At 47.0% G+C, this 22,652-nt stretch carries 21 protein-coding genes; 20 read left to right on the top strand and 1 reads right to left on the bottom strand.

Features of this window, described 5'->3' with window-relative positions; genetic code table 11:
* The first annotated feature begins 30 nt into the window (after positions 1–30).
* The 17 genes from DHAF_RS16075 to carB all read left to right on the top strand — a co-directional run bounded on the left by DHAF_RS16075 (position 31) and on the right by carB (position 16,009).
* The gene (locus tag DHAF_RS16075) at positions 31–543 is read left to right on the top strand and encodes a VUT family protein (protein ID WP_005812681.1); all 513 of its coding nucleotides are present in this window, start codon (positions 31–33) and stop codon (positions 541–543) included.
* Positions 544–586: 43 nt separating this feature from the next.
* The gene (queC, locus tag DHAF_RS16070) at positions 587–1,288 is read left to right on the top strand and encodes a 7-cyano-7-deazaguanine synthase QueC (RefSeq protein WP_005812679.1); all 702 of its coding nucleotides are present in this window, start codon (positions 587–589) and stop codon (positions 1,286–1,288) included.
* A gap of 13 nt (positions 1,289–1,301) precedes the next feature.
* Entirely contained in the window at positions 1,302–1,895 is a 594-nt protein-coding gene (locus tag DHAF_RS16065) for an HD domain-containing protein (protein WP_015944477.1), read from the top strand.
* Positions 1,892–2,323: a YaiI/YqxD family protein gene (locus tag DHAF_RS16060; protein ID WP_005812675.1), complete on the top strand. Its 432-nt coding sequence runs from the start codon at positions 1,892–1,894 to the stop codon at positions 2,321–2,323. Before DHAF_RS16065 ends, DHAF_RS16060 begins: the two co-directional genes overlap by 4 nt.
* 88 nt (positions 2,324–2,411) lie before the next feature.
* Positions 2,412–3,923 carry an IMP dehydrogenase gene (locus DHAF_RS16055; protein WP_015944476.1) on the top strand — a complete coding sequence of 504 codons (1,512 nt, stop codon included), beginning with the start codon at positions 2,412–2,414 and terminating at the stop codon, positions 3,921–3,923.
* Between the two features lie 229 nt (positions 3,924–4,152).
* A complete protein-coding gene (locus DHAF_RS16050; protein WP_005812671.1) occupies positions 4,153–4,491 on the top strand; it encodes a HesB/IscA family protein in 339 nt (112 codons plus the stop codon).
* A gap of 83 nt (positions 4,492–4,574) precedes the next feature.
* On the top strand, positions 4,575–5,117 hold the full coding sequence (locus tag DHAF_RS16045) for a hypothetical protein (protein WP_015944475.1): 543 nt from the start codon (positions 4,575–4,577) through the stop codon (positions 5,115–5,117).
* Positions 5,118–5,330: 213 nt separating this feature from the next.
* Positions 5,331–7,169, top strand: coding sequence for an LTA synthase family protein (locus DHAF_RS16040; protein WP_015944474.1), 1,839 nt, complete (start codon positions 5,331–5,333; stop codon positions 7,167–7,169).
* A 271-nt stretch (positions 7,170–7,440) separates the two neighbouring features.
* Positions 7,441–8,355: a GNAT family N-acetyltransferase gene (locus DHAF_RS16035; RefSeq protein ID WP_015944473.1), complete on the top strand. Its 915-nt coding sequence runs from the start codon at positions 7,441–7,443 to the stop codon at positions 8,353–8,355.
* Between the two features lie 210 nt (positions 8,356–8,565).
* Positions 8,566–8,826: a hypothetical protein gene (locus DHAF_RS16030; protein WP_005812662.1), complete on the top strand. Its 261-nt coding sequence runs from the start codon at positions 8,566–8,568 to the stop codon at positions 8,824–8,826.
* Positions 8,826–9,620 (top strand): hypothetical protein, encoded by a 795-nt coding sequence (locus tag DHAF_RS16025; RefSeq protein ID WP_015944471.1) that lies wholly within the window; start codon positions 8,826–8,828, stop codon positions 9,618–9,620. Before DHAF_RS16030 ends, DHAF_RS16025 begins: the two co-directional genes overlap by 1 nt.
* 59 nt (positions 9,621–9,679) lie before the next feature.
* A complete protein-coding gene (locus DHAF_RS16020) occupies positions 9,680–10,012 on the top strand; it encodes a hypothetical protein (protein WP_005812658.1) in 333 nt (110 codons plus the stop codon).
* Positions 10,013–10,014: 2 nt separating this feature from the next.
* Positions 10,015–10,662: a LolA-like protein gene (locus DHAF_RS16015; protein WP_005812656.1), complete on the top strand. Its 648-nt coding sequence runs from the start codon at positions 10,015–10,017 to the stop codon at positions 10,660–10,662.
* A 47-nt stretch (positions 10,663–10,709) separates the two neighbouring features.
* Positions 10,710–10,904, top strand: coding sequence for a hypothetical protein (locus DHAF_RS16010; RefSeq protein ID WP_005812654.1), 195 nt, complete (start codon positions 10,710–10,712; stop codon positions 10,902–10,904).
* Between the two features lie 19 nt (positions 10,905–10,923).
* Positions 10,924–11,421 (top strand): hypothetical protein, encoded by a 498-nt coding sequence (locus tag DHAF_RS16005; RefSeq protein WP_035214135.1) that lies wholly within the window; start codon positions 10,924–10,926, stop codon positions 11,419–11,421.
* 252 nt (positions 11,422–11,673) lie between these two features.
* Positions 11,674–12,780 (top strand): glutamine-hydrolyzing carbamoyl-phosphate synthase small subunit, encoded by a 1,107-nt coding sequence (carA, locus tag DHAF_RS16000; protein ID WP_005812650.1) that lies wholly within the window; start codon positions 11,674–11,676, stop codon positions 12,778–12,780.
* Positions 12,770–16,009, top strand: coding sequence for a carbamoyl-phosphate synthase large subunit (carB, locus tag DHAF_RS15995; RefSeq protein ID WP_015944470.1), 3,240 nt, complete (start codon positions 12,770–12,772; stop codon positions 16,007–16,009). Before carA ends, carB begins: the two co-directional genes overlap by 11 nt.
* A gap of 196 nt (positions 16,010–16,205) precedes the next feature.
* On the opposite strand, the gene DHAF_RS15990 is transcribed toward carB, so the two are convergent.
* Positions 16,206–16,730, bottom strand: coding sequence for a CarD family transcriptional regulator (locus DHAF_RS15990; protein ID WP_015944469.1), 525 nt, complete (start codon positions 16,728–16,730; stop codon positions 16,206–16,208).
* Positions 16,731–16,974: 244 nt separating this feature from the next.
* On the opposite strand from DHAF_RS15990, the gene glgB reads away from it, so the two are divergent.
* Genes glgB through DHAF_RS15975 form a run of 3 tightly spaced genes read left to right on the top strand, consistent with a single transcriptional unit; the run spans position 16,975 to position 22,649 of the window.
* A complete protein-coding gene (gene glgB, locus DHAF_RS15985) occupies positions 16,975–18,921 on the top strand; it encodes a 1,4-alpha-glucan branching protein GlgB (protein ID WP_015944468.1) in 1,947 nt (648 codons plus the stop codon).
* A gap of 58 nt (positions 18,922–18,979) precedes the next feature.
* Entirely contained in the window at positions 18,980–21,415 is a 2,436-nt protein-coding gene (locus tag DHAF_RS15980; protein WP_015944467.1) for a glycogen/starch/alpha-glucan phosphorylase, read from the top strand.
* A gap of 37 nt (positions 21,416–21,452) precedes the next feature.
* The gene (locus DHAF_RS15975; protein ID WP_015944466.1) at positions 21,453–22,649 is read left to right on the top strand and encodes a glucose-1-phosphate adenylyltransferase; all 1,197 of its coding nucleotides are present in this window, start codon (positions 21,453–21,455) and stop codon (positions 22,647–22,649) included.
* Positions 22,650–22,652 lie beyond the last annotated feature (3 nt).

The raw sequence follows: 22,652 nt of genomic DNA, 5'->3' as shown, positions 1-22,652 counted from the left end.
GTTTGATAGAAAAATGGAGGAGTGGGTATCATGCTCATTGTACTAGCATATTTGGCGGCCAATGTAGCAGCTAATTTGTCGGTAACCTATTTTGGCCCGATCTCAACACCGATTAATGCATTTTTGCTGATTGCGTTTGACTTAGTCGCCCGGGATAAGCTCCATGAGCAATGGAGCCGCAAGCATCTCTGGCCGAAAATGCTTCTTTTGGTGGGAACCGGTGCTTTACTGTCCTGGTTTATCAATCGCAATGCCGGGCCCATCGCCGTGGCCTCGTTTATCGCTTTTTTGCTTACCGGTATTACGGACACTGCCGTTTACCAGGCCTTAAGGAAGCATCCCCGCTTTGTCAAAGTCAACAGTTCCAATGTTGTTTCTGCGGCGGTGGATTCCATCGCTTTTCCGACCTTGGCCTTCGGGATGTTTATTCCCTATGCTGTGTTTGGGCAATTTTTTGCCAAGGTGTTCGGGGGTTATATTTGGTCCCTGATTCTGTTCAGAAAAGACAGGCCAAAATTGGATGATGGCTTAAAGACCACCTGATCTTAAAAGCCACTTGAATTATAAGGAGAGAAGGAGCTCAGTCATGAAAAAAGCGGTAGTATTGCTTTCAGGCGGCTTGGACAGCACGACCTGTATGAGCGTTGCCCATAAGGCCGGGTATGAGTTGTATCCTTTATCCTTTGATTATGGACAAAGGCATCAACGGGAATTGGAGGCAGCCAAAGCGGTCGCCCAATACTATAAGGTCAAAGAGCATCGGCTCATTAAGATTGAACATGTGGGAGGCAGTGCCTTAACGGATGCCTCCATTCAGGTTCCTGATTACACAGAGGATGGCCAAATCCCCGTGACCTACGTTCCCGCCCGCAATATTCTTTTTTTAAGCTATGCCTTAGGTTATGGAGAGGTTATCGGAGCCGAGGCCATCTTTATCGGTATCAGTTCCGTGGATTACAGCGGCTATCCGGATTGCCGGCCGGAATTTTTGCAGGCTTTCCAGAAGGTTGTGGACGTAGGGACGAAAGCAGGGGTGAGCGGCCAAACCATTGCCATCAAAGCGCCGCTGCTTTATCTTTCCAAAGGGGAAACCATCCAATTAGCTGCGGAGAATGGCGCTCCCCTGCATCACACCACAAGCTGTTACCGCGGCGGCGAAAAGGCCTGCGGAACCTGTGACAGCTGTACCTTAAGACTCAAGGGATTTGCTGAAGCAGGTATCAAGGACCCCATAGACTATGTGAATCAAGGGGACAGGTCCTGTTTTTCAACACCCCTGGAAGATTAAGGAGATGCAGGCAATGATCAGCGAAAGAATGGAAAGGCAGCTGGATTTCATAGTAGCCATCGACGCCTTAAAGGATATAACCCGGCAGAGCATTACCACCGGCAGCAGGCGCCAGGAGAATGATGCGGAACATTCCTGGCATTTAGCGGTGATGGCGATGATTCTCTCCGAATATGCCGAGGATCAGACCATCGATATCGCCAAAGTGATCAGCATGGTGCTGATTCATGACCTGGTGGAGATTTATGCCGGAGATACTTATTGTTATGATGAGAAAGGGTATGAAGATAAGGCAGAAAGGGAGCAGGAGGCGGCAGACCGCTTATTTAATATGCTTCCCGAGGATCAGGCGCAAAGGATGATGAGCCTTTGGCAGGAGTTTGAAGAGATGGAAACCAAGGAAGCGGCTTTTGCAGCGACTTTGGACCGTTTCCAGCCCTTATTACTGAATTACAATACAGAGGGTCATACTTGGCAAAGACCTGGAATCACCAGTGAAAAAGTATTAAAGCGCACTGAGATAGCCAAGGAAAAAGTCCCCCAACTCTATGTATATATCGAAAGATTGATTCAGAGGTCTATTGAAAGAGGAATGCTCAAACCATGAAGATTCTGATCGATGGCGATGCCTGCCCGAAAGCTGTTCTGCAGATCTGCCTGAAAAAGGGCCGTCAATATGGTATCCCCGTGTGGACGGTGGCTAGTTTTAACCACGAGATTGCCTCGGATCATCATATTGTCGTCGGCAACGCCCCCCAGGAAACGGATCTTAAAGTAGTGAATCTGAGTGAAGCGGGGGATATTATCGTGACCCAGGATATCGGTCTGGCAGCCATGGTATTGGGCAAAGGAGCCAGAGCCTTGAGTCCAACCGGTAAGGAATACCGCCCTGAATCAATAGCTAATTTATTGGAAGAAAGAGAGCTAAAGGCCAAATACCGCCGCTCAGGAGGAAGAACTAAAGGTCCCAGCAAACGAACTCCTGTTGAAGACCAGCTTTTTGAAGAAATACTGCTCAGGTTGCTGCAGGGATAATGATATTTTTTCGAAAAAGTACTTGTTTTTATGCAGTTGACAATGATAAGATAAAAGATAAATGTTTTACGAATCAGGAGTGATAGAAATGGCATTATTTTTTGACGAACCTTCACGGACTTTTGGAGAATACCTCTTGGTCCCAGGATATTCCTCTACCGCTTGTGTACCTGCCAATGTAAGTTTGAAAACACCGGTAGTTAAGTTCAAAAAAGGGGAACAATCCTCCATCATCATGAATATTCCCCTTGTCTCGGCTATCATGCAATCCGTCTCCGATGATAAAATGGCTATCGCCTTGGCGAAAGAGGGAGGGATTGCCTTTATTTATGGCTCCCAGACCATAGAAAATCAAGCCCAAATGGTATCCCGGGTAAAGAACCATAAGGCCGGCTTTGTCATCAGCGATTCCAATGTGAAGCCGGAGGATACTTTGGCAGATATTTTAGCTTTAAAAGAAAAAACAGGCCATTCAACAGTTGCTGTCACCGATGACGGCACTGCCAATGGCAAATTAGTAGGTCTTGTAACCAGCCGCGATTACCGGGTGAGCCGGATGTCCACCGATACCAAAGTCGGGGAATTTATGACCAAATTCGAGGATCTGATCTGTGCTGATGAAAAGACCACCCTTAAAGAAGCCAATGATATTATTTGGGAACACAAATTGAACTCTTTGCCTCTCATCGACAAAGACCAGCGTTTGAAAACCATGGTTTTCCGCAAAGACTATGATTCCAACAAAGAGAATGAAAATGAGCTTTTGGATGCCTCCAAACGCTATGTGGTTGGTGCCGGGATCAATACCCGGGATTATGCTGAGCGCATTCCCGCTTTAGTCAATGCCGGAGCGGATGTTTTGTGTATTGATTCCTCGGAAGGCTTTACAGAATGGCAGAAAATAACCATCGACTGGGTACGTGAGCATTACGGCGATCAGGTTAAAGTGGGTGCCGGCAATGTGGTGGATCGGGAGGGCTTCCTCTTCCTGGCCAAGGCTGGGGCTGATTTCGTTAAAGTCGGCATTGGCGGCGGTTCTATTTGTATAACCCGGGAGCAAAAAGGAATTGGCCGCGGGCAAGCCACAGCCGTGATTGAAGTGGCCAAAGCCCGGGATGAGTATTTTGCAGAGACAGGGATCTATGTCCCGATCTGCTCCGATGGCGGAATTGTTCATGACTATCATATGACTTTGGCTCTGGCTATGGGGGCCGACTTCATTATGTTGGGACGGTACTTTGCCCGCTTTGATGAAAGCCCGACCAATAAAGTCAACATTAATGGCAGCTATATGAAGGAATACTGGGGTGAAGGCTCTAACCGGGCCAGAAACTGGGAGCGTTACGACATGGGCGGAGATAAAAAACTTTCCTTTGAGGAAGGCGTCGATTCTTATGTGCCATATGCCGGCAGTTTAAAAGACAATGTAACCCTCTCCTTAAATAAGGTTCGCTCCACTATGTGCAACTGCGGCGTTCTAGCGATCTCTGATCTGCAGGAAAAAGCGAGAATTACTCTGGTTTCGGCGACCAGCATTGTGGAAGGCGGTTCCCATGATGTGGTGCTCAAAGATAATAATATGGTGGAATATATGAAATAAGTTGAGTAATTTCGGCAACGAACTTCGGATGGCTGATTATCCGAAGTTCGTTTTTATGTAAAGGGTATCTTTAAAACATCCTTTCCCTTTGCTGGTTAGAAATGCTATAATTAACTTAAGACATAATGGAGCTGTATTATACATGGCTTAATCCGCAATCTACAAGCACAAAGCTTAAAAGCGTATAATAAGGAAGTTCGTCCCCAGCGATCATAAGGAGGTTGTGAATATGGTTAAGATTTCAGAGCTTGCGGCTCAGAAAGTTAAGGAAGTGCAGAAGACACAGAATAAGGAGAAGTGCTATCTTCGTCTTTACCTGGCGGGATTTGGCTGCGGTGGCCCAAGTTTTGGGATGACCTTGGAGGATGCCAAAACCGAACTGGATGTTCTGGATGAAGAACATGGGGTATCCGTTATTACAGCCAGCTCTCTTTCCGAGTATCTTGAAGATGCTTTCATCGATTTTGTGGAGAATGAAGAAGGCAGTGGTTTTGAAATCCGCTTGGCGAAAGATTTTGGCGGTCAAGGCTGCGGCAGCAGCTGCGGCGGCTGTGGCGGAAGCTGCTAAGCAATTAAAGTGCATGAGATGTGAAGAGAGCTCTATGTGGGGCTCTCTTTGTGTTTATTGCTGTAGAAAAAAGGAGAAAAAATATGAAAAAAGCAATAGTGTTTATAACTTTATCACTTATAATTCTTCTTTTAGCCGGTTACCAACCAAATAAGTCAATAGGTGTAAGGAATATTGAGGGGCTCCTTCTGGAGCTTTATCAGGTTGAAAACACGAAAGATTATCAGGAACTCCGTGAAAAGCAAAACCAGTATTTGCAGGAAGTAAGGGAATTAATGCCAACAAAAACAGGAATACTGACAATGGACCCGGAGGACTTTGAGGAATTATTTAAACCCTATCTCGCAAAGTATAAAAGATACTGCACGGAAGCTGCCTGGCAGGGGTTGCTTAAAAACAGATATATAAGCAAATTTGACCAGCTGGCCTGGGAAGAAGAGTGCCGGTTCTATGTGAAAGATATTCAGATTAAGAAAGACCAGGGCAGACAATATTACTACACGGTAGAAGTCGAGAAAAGAGCAAAGGATGGAACCAGTCAAGAGAAGAATGGCGAAGGAATTGTACAGCTGAATGAAGATGGGTACGTAGATCTCTTTAAGGTGACGAAGAGAGTCGATTTTTAGGCGTTGCGGGGCAAGATTGGCACCTGCCTGGCCAAAGCAAAATAGTACGGTATTGCTAATAATCGGCTGGGAGAGGGCGGTAGGATTTGATATCTGGACGAGAGCCAATTTTAACTGACCGGGAGGGTATGCTATAATGTTAACTGTCTTTACATTTTCATTACAATGTTTTTAAGATATGTTTACACAATAAAGTTTATTATAGGTGATGCAATGCCCGTTCTTCAATACGAATCCATCAAGAGAAACCTCCGCCCAATTATAGACCTTGTACCGGATCCTTTTTGGTGGGGATCCTTTATTATTGGCTATATTAAAGTTATTGCTTTTATGGGATTGACCACATCCTGGAACAACTCCTGGGAATTTTATTTTGTGAATAATTACGCAGTGTCCAGCGTTATTGCTCTTTGCTTTACCCTCTTATTCTTTTCCGTCCCGTTGCTTTTCAAGGGAAGAAGCCGTCTCTGGGTAACCTGGGTCTTCAGCGCGATTCTGGCCTTTTTGTTGTTCGCTGATTTAGTTTATTACCGAGGATATGGTGATTTCCTTACCCTTCATCTCATTGCCCAATTGGCCAATCTTGAAGACCTGGGCGGTTCAATTGTATCTCTGATTTATTTAACCGATGCTCTTTTTTTCATCGATTGCTTATTGGGCCTTCTCTTGCTTATCGTGAAGAGAGAGTCAGGAAAGGAAATCAGACGGCAAATCCCCTGGTTCCTGCTTATCTGTGTACTTGCTGTGGGGTTCATTTATTCAGCTCATTATCGCTATGACCGGGTGGAGAATGGACAAAACCAGATTGTTTTCCGTATCTGCTGGACTCCCACCGATACGATGAGGAATTTATCACCTGTGGGCTATCATTTCTATGAGGGCTATGTTTATTTTAAGGAAAATCAGGTCATTGAGCTGACTCCTGAACAGGAGGAAGAGATCGAAAATTGGTATGTGCAGCATCAGGAAGATTCACCTGCTGATCAGTATCAAGGAATATTTGCGGGGCAAAACCTTATCCTCTTACAGGTGGAATCCTTAGAAAATTTTGTCATTAATCAAAGCTACAATGGCCAGGAAATAACTCCGACGCTGAACCGGCTTGTGCAGGACAGCATCTATTTCCCCAATTTCTATGAGCAGGTATGGAATGGAACCACTTCTGATGCTGAGCTCCTGACTAATGCCTCCGTATATCCGGTAAGGCGGGGGAGCACCTTTTTCAGATATCCGCTCAACGAGTATAATTCCCTGCCTAAGCTGCTTGCTGAAAAAGGATACACTACCCAAGCCAGCCATCCCGATAATGCCGGTTATTGGAATTGGGTTCAGGCTTTAAGCGCCATGGGTTTCGCCAATACGTTGGATATTACGGATTTTGGTATGGATGAGAAAATCGGTCTGGGATTAAGTGACGGGAGCTATCTCCGGCAAATGCTTCCTATCCTTGAGCAATCTGAGCAGCCTTTCTATGATTTTATTATTACCATGACCAGTCACGGCCCCTTTGATCTGCCTCAAGAGTATCGTGAACTGGAAATTGAGCCACAGCTTGACCGAACAAAATTGGGGGGGTATTTCCAGAGCATCCGTTACGTAGATAAGCAGATCGGCATGTTTATAGAATCCCTTGATCAAAAAGGACTTTTGGACAACACTGTGATTGTGATCTATGGCGATCATGAGGGGATTCATAAATATTACAATGATGAGCTTGCCGGTATCCAGCCTCAGGAAGATTGGTGGATGGAAAACGATCGCAAGGTACCCTTAATTATCTACAAAAAAGACATGGGCCCCAAGGTTATTGAGACCACAGGGGGGCAGATCGATGTTCTGCCAACGGTCGCCTATTTGATGGGCATAGAAGAAGAAAAGTACGCAGGGACGGCACAGGGCCGCAATCTGCTCACGACCCAAAGAGATTACGCCGTTTTGGCCGACGGAACCTTTGTCGGTACCAGCAAGGAACTTGAGGATCATGCCATAAAAGGACTGACCCTTTCTGATTTAATCATTCAAAGCAATTATTTTGACCAAAAGGAAAAATAAAGAATTGTAGTTTATTGATAGAATCAGTTCAGGAGGAAAACAAATGGACATTCACAATGAAGTTTTCTAACAGAATTTAAGTAAAGGAGAAAAGCCCTAGAATTTTAGTGTTCTACGGCTTTTTCCATGGTTAAAACTGAGTTTGGGGCTGTTTGTTTGTCGGCCTTTCAAATATATGGATAATTTAGAGGAGTATTTAGGAGAATGTTGAATTATAAAGTTAAAAGATAAGGCGTTGTGGGAATAGCTTAAGATGAATAGGAGCTGTACTATGAGTGAGATAATTATCAGAAACCTAAGCGAGGAATCGATGGAGGAAACGGTGAAATTTATCTCGTCGTGTCAGACGGTTGACGAGAGTTTTATTGCCTGGCTGGGCTATTCACCTGAAGAAATCAAATCACAACTAATGGACCTCACGCCATCGTTTACAGAAAGTTGTTTGATAGCCATAGACGGAGGTGTAATCTGTGGTTTCTTAGGAATTTATATATCGGAAGAACAGTCTACTCTTAGATTATTGGGGCCGTACGTATCCAAACAAAAAAGCTGGACTGAGATTGCTTTAGATCTGTTATCTGCCTTTAAGACCAAGATACCTACAAATATCAATCTGGCAAAGGTAGCTTTTTATGACGCAAATATGAATTGCAAACGAGTATACGAAGCAAATCATTTTAATGTGTATAATGCAGAAAAGACTTTAATTAGGGATAAAAAAAGTTTGAGCAATGTATCGGAAGTGAGCAATCAAAAGATAAATGTTCGTGATTATAAATCAAGCGATTTTAACGATTTTATTAAGCTCCATCCTGGAACCGCCTATTTTACCGGGCCAGAGGTAATTAGTAAGTTAAACCACGATAATCGGTTGATTGTGGCTGAGACTGACAATCATGTCATTGGCTATGTTTATTTCGAAATGCTTAGAGGGGATGGATATGCGGAAATCTGTTTCCTGAATGTTTCTCCTGAATTTAGAAGCAGGGGGATTGGCTCACAATTAATTAACCAAGTAATACTGGAAGCTTTTAAAAATGATTGGGTTAACCATATTCAGATATCTGTTCGTGTCAACAACAAAGAGGCAGAGCGACTCTATACAAGAATGGGTTTTAATGAAGAAAATGTAATCATAGCCTTGCAAAGGGATTTGGAAGTATACCCTTGGGACGACTTCACATAAGCGTATTTCCGAGCTTACCTTTGCCACGGCATTTGCAAAGGGTGAATTTTCAGGACCCCTCTATCTGCTGGTTTCTGCCGGTAGATAGAGGGGCCTTTGTGTTAAGAACAATGCGGTCGGGATCTAAGTGAAAGCAGATACTCCCTCTAAGATATGGATAATTTGGAGGAATATTTAAAAGAGTGTTGAATTTTTAATTAGAGATATTGGATGATTGGGGAGAATTCTCATAGGGCCTTCAAAGAGATAATAGGTAAAAAGCATGGATTGAATGGAGAAGTTGGAAAGGGGGAACTTTTCATGGGCGATATCATCATGGTCTATATTATACCTATGATCATCTTGTTTATAATTTACTATAAGGTGTTTCGTATTGCAGACGATGTGAAGGAAATTAAAAGAATGCTCGAAAATAGTGGCAAATCCGAAACAAATAAAAAAGATTGCTCATGCAGTGGGAGGCAGCAATAATGAAGCCAAAAGAAGGGCTGAAACCTATAGGTTCGTTTTTGAATTCTTGCCGAAAAGGCATAGAAAGTGTTTTGAACTACAAAAGGCCGGCTTTTTGGATCATGATTGCTGCGGCTTTCATCTGTATAGGGGTGTTGGGGATTCATGCTGTCAATCCCAGGATTTATAACTATGCCGATGCTTCAGATGAGACGGTCGGGTCAGCCCAGCAGATACATGGGAACAGGACAGAATATGCCGGTTCTGACGGCGGCGAAGTAGCAGAAGCAACAGTCCCTGAGTCCGCTATTTATTCACCGGACGGTAACTGGGCGGTATGGTCAAATGTCCAGGAAAATTTAAGGGATGAGAATGGGCTGTTTTACAGTATCTATCAAGTCCTGCTTTATCATACCCAAACCGGAAAGGTCACAATATTCGATATTGTCGGGGGGTATTTTGACTTTCTCTGGTCAGAGAACAGCAGATTTCTGGCTGTAACCTACTCAGGGCGGGAATGGACCCATTTCAGCATAGTGGATACCATAACGCTTACCGAGACCCCAGGCCCCTATAGGGCCTCTGTCCTGGAGCAGCTTAAAGCACAGGGGGAGAGATTGGATTATACGGCTAACGAAACCCGTCCCGATCCGGTCTTAACCCCTGTTGAATGGTTCCCGGACAGCTCAAAAGTCCTCGTTTCCTACCAATGGCGTGATACATCCTACATGACACAAAGCGGCACCTTTGTTTATGAAGTTGAATCAGGTCGAATATCCGGATTAAGCCAAAACTCCCCTCACCAAGACGGCTGAGGATATTCTATGAATTTACAGCAGATTATTTTGCCAAACAGGGAGAGGAGGCTGCTGATGTGTTTATAGTCAACAGCGCTGATTATACTATCCTGGTCATAGGAGTAATGGGAGCACTATTAGCCTTTGCCATTCAGTTCATCCTCTGCTTCAAGGCAAAACACATTGCTGTGAAGTGCATCCCCATCTATGTTGCGCTCTTAGGCGGAGCCTATTGTTTAGCTCTTTGGGCGGGATTATTGGGTTCTTATTCGGCCAGAGCAATATCAGGGAATCAGCTTGTGGCATTGATCCTTGGCGTTGTGCTTGGCATAGCCTCATCAGGAATCGGCATCGCCTGGATACTCTATGGGGTGATTTCCCGAATTCGCAATAAGCAGGAGCTCAGATAGGTATGGAGGAGAAGGATTTGAAAGTTCGATTATTACTGGCAATCCTTATTGGCATTGCGTTTTTCACAACGGGATGCACTAAGCCAACGGATCTAAATGAACTAATCGGCATGAGCAAAAATATCCAGGAGCTTTACTACGAAGAACGTAATTCTGGAGAAGTCATCTTTGACGGCAAGGTCTGGGCTAAGGATAATCAATTTAAATATGAAGTAACGATCTATAGCAATAATGAAAAGATAGACACTCTCGGCTTGCTGACGGATAATTCAGGCAAGAATATAATATATCGGATTCAAAACCCAAACGCATCCAGTGCCCCATCAACGGGAATATCGGGAAGATTCCAGGGAATAAGAGAGGATTCATTTTTAAGATATATTGATGGGATCGATCCCCAAAAAGCAGAAATTGTGGGGACGGAAGAAGTAGAAGGAAGGCAAAGTGTCATTGTCAAGACAAACGCCGCTGATGGGGCAGAGCCGTCTAAACTATGGATAGATAAGAAAACAGGAGTTCCAACTAAGATCGAATTCGCAGAGAATGAGAAGATTGTGACCTCACTGACGTATAGGAATATAAAAATAGGTCCGGGATCGGTTTCCGACAAAGAACTTGTGGTTCCTGAGTCGGCAATAGTCTTAGAATAGAGAGGGCAACCTACAAAGTCATTCAGAAGAAGAAAGGGGAGAGGGAGATGAACCCGATACACACGGATTACACATTATTGATCCAGACGATTTCTTTCCTGGCACTTGTTTTATTCATTGGCCTGTTGATCAGCATCCCATTGGTTTTAAGGAAAAGAAAAAAGGATCAGGAGATCCTTGGGAAGCTGGACAGGGTTATAGACATCCTGGAAAGAGAAAAGAACAATGGTAAGCACCATTAAAGATTCAGGGGGGGACAGGGTGAAAAGAAGCAAAGGTTTTATTCTCTTACTAAGTGCATTGGTGATTGCTTCCGGTCTGGCGCTGTATAAGTTCTACCCTGTCTTGGAGGCTCTTGGTTATAATAAGAGTATTTCCGTTTCCGCAGTCAAACTTTTTATGACGGAAGAAGCATTGATAAATACCATGGATGAAAAGGCGGAGTTTGTCTATGGAATGGGAGGGAATGGCTGGAGATTCAGCGATAGCGGGATTTTTGTGATGACATCATCTCTTGGATTATTCAAGAACAGAGTAGCATTGATTGATACGGAGAATACCTCACACAGTATCTTGGGAATTAAAGTAGGCGACAATTGGGATTCAGCTGTAACCTGCCTGAAAAAGCGCGGATTCAAAGAGTTCAGCCATGACATGTATACAAAGGGTAATGTGGAGATTCAACTTTCTGGAGGAAGTAAAATCAGTGGATTAAGGATTAGAATCGCAGACCCGGCCTATAAAGATGTACAGTTTTAGCAAAGAAGTGTTTTAAGAGTGTGAGTTTGGTTGTACTCCGGCTAAAGAAAAAAAGAACCGTGGCAAAGGCCTGATTCCTGTCCAGCAGGTATTAGGCTTTTGTGTTGCAGCCAAGCCTATCCTACCCCTATCAGAACCCAAGAGGAAATTTTTTTAAAGCAATTGAATAATTATACGTTAAAAAGTATAATTATTAGGTAAAACATTGAGGAGCCAAGGGGGAGCGCAGGAATTATCTGAGGAGGGGTTAGATTGCAGGCTGCATTAGTATTAGAAAACGGAAAAATATTCAGAGGAGAGTCCTTTGGCGCCGGCGGTGAAATTCAGGGAGAGGTGGTCTTCAATACAGGGATGACCGGCTATCAGGAAGTCCTCACCGATCCTTCCTATAAGGGACAGATGGTATGCATGACCTATCCGCTGATCGGTAACTACGGCATCAATTCCTTAGATAATCAGTCCCCACAGATCCAGGTCCAGGGATTTATCGTCAAAGAAGCAGCCCGTAACCCCCATCATTGGCAACTGGAAAAGAATATCTCCAGAGCCTTGGCTCAGGCAGGGGTTGTCGGAATCAAGGGTATTGATACCCGGGCCTTAACCCGCATTATCCGGGAGCATGGCGTGTTGCGGGGAATGATTACCACAGAACTTGGGGAGCTGGACCAAAAAGCACTGGAGCTGAAGAACTGGGAGATTCCTCAGGATGCAGTGGCACAGGTGAGCACCAGGGAGACCTACAAGCTGCCGCCCCTGGGCAAAACGGATTCCCGGAAACCTTTCCATGTGGTGGTGATGGACTTTGGCATTAAAAGCAGTATTCTCAGGGCCATGCAGGAAGAAGGCTATGCCCTGACTGTGGTTCCTTACTCTGCTTCTGCTCAGGAGATTATTGCTCTGAAACCGGATGGTGTTTTCCTCTCCAATGGCCCTGGGGACCCTAAGGATGTGGCGGTTGGAATTAAGACCATTGGCGGATTCGTGAACAAGCTTCCTGTCTTTGGGATTTGCCTGGGGCATCAGCTCCTGACCTTAGCTTTAGGCGGGGACACCTATAAGCTTAAATACGGGCATCGGGGAGGTAATCAGCCCGTTCAGGATTTACGCACGAAAAAAGTCCATATCACTTCGCAAAATCATGGCTATGCTGTGGCTGAGGGGAGTTTGGCCGATACCCTTCTGGAAGTCACCCATCTCAATCTGAATGATCAGACCGTAGAAGGTGTCCGGCATAAGGAGCTCCCGGTATTTTCCGTGCAGTATCACCCGGAGGCCGGACCGGGCCCTAACGACTCACTCTATCTTTTTAAAGAGTTTTCCACCTTGATGACGGAATGGAGGATACATCATGCCACTTAATCCAGCCTGGAAAAAAGTACTCGTCATTGGCTCAGGTCCCATCGTCATCGGTCAGGCGGCAGAATTCGACTATGCCGGCACTCAGGCCTGCAAGGCTTTGCGGGAAGTTGGCATCGAAGTCATTCTGGTGAACAGCAATCCGGCCACCATCATGACCGATGAACAGATGGCGGATCGCATCTATCTGGAACCCCTTCTGCCCCAGAACCTGGAAGGAATCCTGGCTCAGGAACGGCCTGATGCTCTCCTCCCCACCTTAGGCGGGCAGACGGGATTGAATTTGGCTATGAAGCTCCAGGAAGAAGGAATTCTGGAGCGTTACGGAGTTGCCCTGATCGGATGTAACGCGGAAACCATCTATAAAGCAGAAGACCGGGAAGCTTTCAAGGAAACCATGCTGGAAATCGGTGAACCCCTTGCCGAAAGTGCCATCGTCACCAGCCTGGAAGAAGGTCTGGCATTTACCGCCCGCCGGGGATATCCGGTGATTGTCCGTCCGGCTTACACCTTAGGGGGTACAGGAGGGGGCTTTGCCAAAAATGAAAAGGAGCTTCTCGAGGTGCTTCACCGGGGACTGCAAGCCAGCCCCATTCATCAGTGCCTCTTGGAGCGCAGTGTGGCGGGCTGGAAAGAAATTGAGTACGAAGTGATGCGGGATGCCATGGATAACTGCATTACCGTCTGCAATATGGAAAATATCGATCCCGTAGGAATCCATACGGGGGATAGCATCGTTGTAGCTCCCTCACAAACCCTGACCGATGGCGAGTACCAAATGCTGCGGTCATCTTCCCTGAAAATTATCCGGGCCCTGGGTGTGAATGGAGGCTGTAATGTTCAGTTTGCCCTGGACCCTGAGAGCAGGGAGTATGTGGTTATTGAGGTAAACCCACGGGTCAGCCGCTCCAGTGCCTTGGCGTCCAAAGCTACCGGCTATCCTATCGCCAAGATGGCCGCTCTTTTAGCCGTGGGCTTCACCCTGCCGGAACTGCGCAACCCGGTTACCGGTCACACCAGCGCCTGCTTTGAGCCGGCTCTGGATTATGTGGTGGTCAAATTCCCCCGTTGGCCTTTTGATAAATTTCCGGCGGCGGATAATCACCTGGGGACGCAAATGAAAGCCACAGGCGAAGTTATGGCCATAGACAGGACGCTGGAGGGAGCTTTGCTGAAGGCTGTCCGTTCTCTGGAAATCGGAGCGGTGGGCTTAAGAATTGCCGACTCAGGGCGTTGGACGGAGATGGAGATCGAACATAAGCTGGCCCAGGCGGATCATGAACGCTTCTTTGCTATTGCCGAAGCTTTCCGCCGGGATTGGACCATCCTGGAAGTCCAGATGCTGACTAAGATCGATCCCTTTTTCCTCAACAAGCTGAAAGAGCTGGTGCTTTTGGAACGCCGCCTGGGGAGTGAGCCCCTTACCCTGGAGCTGCTGCGGTCAGCCAAAAGCCAAGGGTTTTCCGACCAGGCCATCGGTCGCTTAAGAGGCGTAACCCAGGAAGAGATCCGGCAGGAACGGTGCCGCTATGGCTTGAAGCCTGTCTACAAAACAGTGGATACCTGTGCTGCCGAATTTTATTCCTCCACCCCCTATTACTATTCTACTTATGAGGAAGAGGATGAAGTGGCAGTTCATTCCGGCCCCAAAGTCATTGTTCTGGGCTCGGGACCGATTCGGATCGGACAAGGGATAGAATTTGACTATTGCTCCGTTCATGCTCTTTGGGCCTTACAAGAGCTGGGAATTGAGTCCATCATGATCAACAATAATCCGGAGACGGTTTCTACGGATTTCGATACGGGAGATAAGCTTTATTTTGAACCCTTAACCTTAGAAGATGTCCTCCATATTATTGAGAAAGAAGAAGCTGATGGTGTTTTGGTTCAATTTGGAGGTCAAACGGCCATTAACCTGGCGAGTCCGCTGCAAAAAGCCGGGGTAAGGATTCTGGGCAGTCAAGTCGATGCCATCGATAAGGCCGAAGATCGGGAACGCTTTGCCCAGCTGCTTCTTGAACTGGGAATTCCTCAGTCGGAAGGCTGTGCAGCGACCTCAGTCAGTCAGGCCAGGGCTATTGCTGGGGAACTGGGTTTTCCGGTGCTGGTCCGGCCTTCCTATGTTATTGGCGGCAGAGCTATGCAGGTGGTGGAGGACCTTGCCGAGCTGGAAGGCTATCTGACCCGGGCTATCACCCTATCCCCGGAACATCCTATCCTTGTGGACCGCTACCTGGAAGGGAAAGAAGTCGAGGTGGACGCTATTGCTGATGGTGAGATCACGGTCATTCCGGGGATCATGGAGCATATTGAGCGGGCCGGAGTTCATTCCGGAGACAGCCTGGCTGTCTATCCCACCCAAAGCCTCACTCCTGCAGAAATCCAGCAGATTCAGGATTATACCTGCCGCATAGCTAAGGGCATGGAGGTTCGTGGTCTGCTCAATATTCAGTTTGTGGTGGTCAACGGTAAAGTCTATGTGATTGAAGTGAATCCCCGGGCCAGCCGAACCGTACCCATTCTTTCCAAAGTTACAGGAATTCCGCTGGTTGCTTTGGCGGTGCGGGTGGCTATGGGTGAAAAACTGGCGGACCTGGGGTATGCTCATGGCCTGGCCCCGGAGATTCCCTTTGTCGTCGTTAAGGCCCCGGTCTTCTCCTTTGAAAAGCTTACCCAAGTCGAAACCTCTTTAGGTCCGGAGATGAAATCTACAGGAGAAGTTTTGGGTATGGATGTGAATTTTGGGCATGCTTTGGCCAAAGCCTTTGCGGCATCCCATGTTCCTCTGCCGGACAAGGGAGATATTTTGGTGGCTGTAGCGGAAAAAGACCGCCCGGAAGCCATCGCCATGACCCGGGAACTTTCCCGGCTGGGCTTTGGGGTAAAGGCCACCGGGAATACAGCTAAAGCGCTGCTCTTTTGCGGAGTTCCTTTAGAAGAGGTAAGAGAAGCCAGCACCGAACTTAAGGAAGCCGTCCGCCGGCAGGAATTCTCCTTTGTTCTCAGCACCCCCAGCAAAGGAGATTCTGAAGAGCGGACCGGGTACTTATTGCGTCGTTTGGCTGCGGAGCACCGGGTACCTTGCCTCACCTCCATGGATACTGCCCAAGCGGTGGTGCGCGCCCTTAAGGAGATCCGCAATCATACTGCGCCGCAAACCCTCCCTTTACAAGCGTATTTGGCCATGAAGCGTTCTACTGTGGAAAGGAGTACGCCGATCCCGAACGCCTGAGGGGCGCGGACGTAGGATAAAGCGGCACGGCCCGAATATGAAAAACGGGACCTGTCCCCTTGATTCACTTTAATGCAAATTCGGAATCGATTACGAATTTGCCCAGCAGGCATAAAGAAAAAGAGCAGCGCCGGCTACTCTACAAAAGTAGTCCGGCGGTGCTCTTTCTTCATGTACAGCATATTTAACAAAAGCTTCAGCCCAAAGCTTCCTGCTTTTCCTTTTCGTCTTTAGCCTGATTGATAACGCTCTGGAGCATTTCCACGGCTTTTTCCATTTCGACGCCTTTCACCTGAACGATTTCACTGGTGACAAGCTGCAAGGCAGTGTGCAGCATATTATTATCTTCCATTCCTAGTTTATGGAGATTGCTCTTTCTCGTTAAGTCGCGAATAATTTCGCTCTCCTGATAGATATCGCCGCTCTTCATTTTCTTCTTATTGATATCACGGTAAAAGCGGTTATTGCTTTCAAACATGACGGGGTCCGTATCTCCCTCAAAGAAAAAGCGCAGTACATCATCGACGACCTCGCTGTTGACCACTTGGCGTATCCCTAAATCCTCAGCTTTGCCTACTGGAATCATAATTTCCATATTGACATGAGGAATGTTCAGGAGGTAATACTGCCCTTTAACACCTAAGACCTCTTTTTCTTCAATGGAATCGATTATTCCTGCTCCATACATGGGATAGAGTACCTTATCACCCACTTGAAACATTGAGTCACCCCCCAAAGAATTTCCTGAATTGATTATAACATAAAACTTATTGAATGTAAAAAAATAGTATGATATCATAAATATAAGCAGGATGTCAATATAAAAATTTTGGTTATGTTCTAATGCTCACAATGCTCCAGAAGTTGCAGGTAAACCTCCCGGGAAAAGTTGGCGGTTCTAAAGGAAGGTGATCCATCGTAGAATTAAACGCTATGTTTAATTTCAATAACAAAGGAGTTGTATTATGGCTTGGGTAGGAGAGGATAACGCATTGCAGGTTCAAGACATCAAGATGCAGTCAAAAATACAGAAGGACAGCCCTTTGCTCACCCAAGAAGAGATGTATCTCTTTAATTGTGGTGAGTTTTATTATAGTTACCGCAAACTCGGTGCTCATTTCCTAGAGCATAAGGGGCGGTGGGGAACGTATTTTGCCGTATGGGCTCCTCAGGCCAGGCAAGTCTCTGTAGTAGGGGATTTTAACGGCTGGTGCGGAATGAACCATTCTCTGCAAAAATGGGAGGAACAGGGAATTTGGACACTCTTTATTCCCGGCCTGCCCACAGGGGAGATCTACAAATATGAAATCCTCAACTCTTCAGGAGAGTCGGTGTTGAAAGCGGACCCCTACGCCTTTTTTTCCGAAGTGCGGCCCCATACAGCTTCGGTGATCTATTCCCTGGAGGATTATGCATGGGGGGATCAGGCTTGGCTGGCTCAGCGCAAAACCAGGAATCCCAAAGTGCTGCCCTTGTCCAGCTACGAAATCCATTTAGGCTCATGGAGAAGAACAGAAGACGGACGGTTCCTTAATTATGCTCAACTGGTAACCGTGTTGATCCCCTATGTAAAATCGCTGGGCTATACTCATATAGAGATCCTGCCGCTGATGGAGCATCCTTATGACGGCTCCTGGGGTTATCAGATCACGGGATTCTATGCCTGCACCAGCCGGTATGGCACCCCCCATGATCTGATGTACCTGATCGACCAATGCCATCAGGCGGGAATCGGTGTGATCCTGGATTGGGTCCCGGGCCATTTTTGCATGGATGCTCACGGTCTGGGCAAATTTGATGGAAGTCCTCTCTATGAGAGAGAAGTTCATGAGCAATGGGGTACTTATAAATTCGATTATTCCCGTTCGGAAGTCCGGAGCTTCCTGATCTCCAATGCAGTCTTTTGGCTGGACGTCTTTCATGTGGATGGCTTGCGGGTGGACGGAGTGAGCAGCATGCTCTATTTGGATTACGGGAAAGAAAAAGGAGCCTGGCAGCCCAACAGATATGGCGGCCGGGAAAATCTGGAGGCCGTCGGCTTTATAAAACAGCTCAATGCAACCCTTCATGGCCTTTATCCCGACGCCTTGCTCATAGCCGAAGAAGCTACGGATTGGCAGGGGGTGACCGGGCCTCTTGATCAGGAAGGACTGGGGTTCACGTTTAAATGGAATATGGGCTGGATGAATGATACCCTCCGTTATATTGGCCTGGACTTCAATGAACGCAGATCCTTTCATCAGCTCTTAACCTTTCCCATGATGTATGCCTATGCTGAGAGCTACATTCTCCCGTTGTCCCATGATGAGGTGGTCCATGGCAAGAAGTCCTTACTGGATAAAATGCCGGGAGATTACGGACAGAAGTTTGCAGGTTTAAGGGGACTAACCACCTATTTCATGACCAGTCCCGGCAAAAAGCTGCTCTTTATGGGGGGAGAGATCCCTCAGTTCATCGAGTGGCGGGAAGATCGGGAGCTGGACTGGTTTCTTATGGATTATGAGCTGCATAGAAAATACCATGGCTTTGTTCAACAGCTCAATGGGCTGTATTTGCGGGAAAAGGCCTTATGGGAAATCGATGGGGACTGGACCGGATTTGAATGGATCGATGTCCATAACCATGAACAGGGAGTGATAGTCTTTTGCCGCAAGGGAAAGTCCTTTCAGGACAGGCTGGTGGTTCTGATCAATTTTCAGCCTTATAACTATGAAAGGTATCGAATCGGAGTGGAAATGGCCAAGGGTTACCGGGAAATACTGAACACCGACTCGACAGACTTCGGTGGATGGGGTATGACCAATCCCGGGCTTTTAAAAGTAGAGGGAGTACCGTGGCATGGCCGGGAATTTTCCCTGGAAATTCGGGTTCCTGCTCTGGGTGCCATGATATTAAAGCCCGAACTTGCATAATTATTGGAATGGGGAATAAATATTGCAGTACTTCGGTTTTGAAGGAGAGAAAAACAGGATGTTCTCAGACAAAAATGGTTTTAAAGATGCCTATCTGGAGAAATTCGCCGAAATCAAGGGGAAATCCATTGAGGAAGGAACTCTCTGGGATAAATACCATACCTTAGTGGTGCTGCTCAGGGAAGAGATCAGCCTTAGCCGCGCCTTTATCAACTATGCCGATCCCAAAAACCGCCCTGCCAAGCAAGTCTATTATTTTTCCATGGAGTTTCTAATTGGCAAATTGCTGCATAATTATCTTATTAACATCGGCATTCAGGATATCGTTGCGGAAGGTTTGGAGGAGCTGAATATTGACCTCCAGGAGCTTTTGGCTCAGGAATGCGATGCAGGATTGGGAAATGGGGGGCTGGGGCGTTTAGCGGCCTGCTTCCTGGATTCAATGGCCTTTCTGGGCATAGCCGGCCATGGCAATGGCATTCGCTATAAGTATGGGCTCTTCGAACAGAAAATCGTCAATGGCTATCAAACCGAGGTGGCCGACCATTGGCTGAAGAACGGTTACCCCTGGGAAGTGCGCAAACCGGATAAATCCGTTGTGATTAAATACAAAGGGAAGGTACGGGTGGAAAACATTGATGACCGGCTGGTATTCCATCATGAGAATTATGAGCCGGTGCTGGCCGTTCCCTACGATATTCCCATCGTCAGCTATGAGAACCCCTTTCTGGTCAATAATCTAAGACTATGGAGCGCCGAGCCTTTATCTTCCGAACTGGACCTGGCCTTATTCAATCAAGGCAACTTTACTCAGGCTCTGAGCAATAAATCAGAAGTGGAGGCCATCTCCTACATATTGTATCCTGAAGACAGCAATCTGGCCGGAAGGGAGCTGCGCCTGAAGCAAGAGTATTTCTTTGTGGCGGCGGGACTGGCAACGATTGTGCGCAACTACAAAAAGAACCATGGTTCGCTCAGAGACTTTTCCCAGGGGGTGTCCATCCATATCAATGATACTCACCCGGCCCTTTGTATTCCTGAGTTAATGCGGATTCTCATCGATGAAGAAGGAATGGATTGGGAGGAAAGCTGGAATATCACCGTGGATGCCATTTCCTACACCAATCACACCATTATGCCGGAAGCCTTGGAAAAATGGCCTTTGGACTTATTCAGGAATCTCCTGCCCAGAATCACCATGATTATTGAAGAGATTGACCGGCGTTTCAAGGAGAAGCTTTTAAGACGGTTCTTTAACAGCGAGGAACTGTTCAGGAGCACCCCCATCATCAAAGAGGGACAGATCTATATGGCCAATCTGGCCATGATTGGCAGCCATTCCGTAAATGGGGTGGCTAAGCTGCATACAGAGATTCTCAAAAAACATGTCTTCAAGGATTTTCATCGGATCTTCGGGTATAAATTCACGAATTTAACCAATGGCGTGAACCACCGGCGTTTTCTCTTAACGGCCAATCCCTTGCTTTCCGAGCTGATTACCGAGGGGATCGGTCCGGGATGGAAGACCAATGCCGGCGAATTGGCAGAGCTGCACCGGTTCAAAGAAGACAGCGCCTTTCTTGACCGGCTGGCTCAGGTGAAGTACCAAAACAAATTGAGATTGGCGGAGATCATTGCCATGGGGCAGGGAATCCAGATTGATCCCCATTCTCTCTATGATGTTCATGTGAAGCGGATTCATGCCTATAAGCGGCAGCTTCTCAATGTCCTGAAAGTCATGGATCTCTATAACCGCCTGTTGGCGGATCCTGGGTCGGTTCAAGGGACGTATACCTTTATCTTCGGCGGCAAAGCGGCTCCCGGCTACCATTACGCCAAAAGCATCATCAAACTGATTCATGTTATAGCTGACAAAATCAATCAAGAGCCAAGGATCAAAGAGCAGCTGAAAGTGGTTTTCATGGAGAACTTTAATGTGTCTTCAGCAGAGAGAATCTACCCTGCGGCAGATCTCAGTGAGCAAATCTCCACAGCGGGCAAAGAAGCCTCCGGCACCGGCAATATGAAGTTTATGATGAACGGAGCCCTGACCATCGGCACTTTGGACGGAGCTAATGTGGAGATCAGGGAGGCGGTGGGCGAGGACCATATCTTTATCTTCGGACTGACGGCCGAGGAAATCCTTGCCCATAATCTGAACAGAACCTATCGCTCCTGGGATGAATATCATGCCAATCCGTGCCTGGAGAATATTCTGGAACAACTGATTTCCAAGCAGTTTATGGAAAATGATTGGGAATTCCGCACCGTCTATGATTCCCTGCTCCTCTACAACGATGAATTCTTTGTACTCAAAGATTTTGCAGCTTATATGAAGACCTTCGGGGAAGCGGCGGATCGTTATGCAGCGCAGGAGCAATGGCTCCGGTCCTCTTTGCACAATATTGCGGAGTCGGGAGTCTTCTCCACAGACCGAACCATCAGGGAATATGCCCATCAGGTTTGGCGGGTGCGCTGCCGCAGAATGGACTAAGGAAGCAGAATGGAGTGAGGAAAAAGGAGGTGGAATCATGAGAAAGAAAGAATGCATCGCCATGCTGCTGGCGGGAGGGCAGGGAAGCAGGCTGGGCTGCCTGACTCGTAATATTCCTAAACCTGCCGTATCTTTTGCCGGCAAATACCGGATTATCGATTTTAGCCTCAGCAATTGCAGCAATTCCAATATTGACACAGTGGGGGTTTTGACTCAGTATAAGCCCTTTGCCTTGAATACCTACATCAATATGGGTTCCGCTTGGGATCTAAATTGCTTAAATGGAGGAATCCATATCCTTCCCCCCTTTGTCGGTGAAGCTCAGGGAAGCTGGTACAAAGGAACTGCCAACGCCATCTATCAGAATATGGATTTTATCAATTTTTACAACCCGGAGTACATCCTGATCCTCTCCGGTGATCACATCTACCAAATGGATTATTATGAGATGCTGTCCTGCCACAAGCAAAAGCATGCGGAAGTCACTCTCTCCGCCATTGCTGTGCCTTGGGAAGAGGCTTCCCGTTTCGGAGTTATGGTGACGGATGCCGGGGGCCGGATTATCCGGTTTGAGGAAAAGCCCCCCCGTCCGGAAAGCAATTTAGCTTCCATGGGCGTCTATATCTTTAATTGGGATGTGCTTAAGGAAGCTCTGCTGGAAGACGAGAGGGACCCTCAATCGGATCATGACTTCGGCAAGAATGTTCTGCCCCGGCTTTTGCAGCAGGGGAGACGGCTTTACTCTTATCTTTTTCATGGCTATTGGCGGGATGTGGGGACGATTGAAAGCTATTACAATGCCAATATGGAAGTTCTGCAGGAAGAAAGGGTGGATAAGTTTTTCGAGTTGAAGCAGCGGGTTTTCTCCAATGAAGAGATTCTCGCTCCTCAACACCTTGGTGAGCGGGCGAAGATCCACAATAGTCTCATTGGCAATGGGTGCACGATCCTGGGAGAGGTCCGCGACTCCGTCATTGCCTCAGGAGTCTATGTGGGGGAAGGGAGCCTTATTGAACAGTCCATCTTGCTGCCCAATTCAGAAATCTATGAGGATGTCCGCCTGCACAAGACCATCCTCGGGGAGAATGCCATTGTCCGGGCTCATTGCCGGATCGGTGATAAAAGGGAAGGAAATCCGCCCCAGGAAGGCATCACCGTGATTGGCGACCATTTACACATCCCAGAGGGCACCGTCATTAGCGAAGGGGAAAATGTGAGGAAAGACACCGCTTGAAGG

It is taken from the genome of Desulfitobacterium hafniense DCB-2 (genome assembly GCF_000021925.1).
GTDB classification, from domain to species: domain Bacteria; phylum Bacillota; class Desulfitobacteriia; order Desulfitobacteriales; family Desulfitobacteriaceae; genus Desulfitobacterium; species Desulfitobacterium hafniense.
Note: the sequence above shows the minus strand (reverse complement) of the source record. Positions and strands in the feature narration are given on the sequence as shown.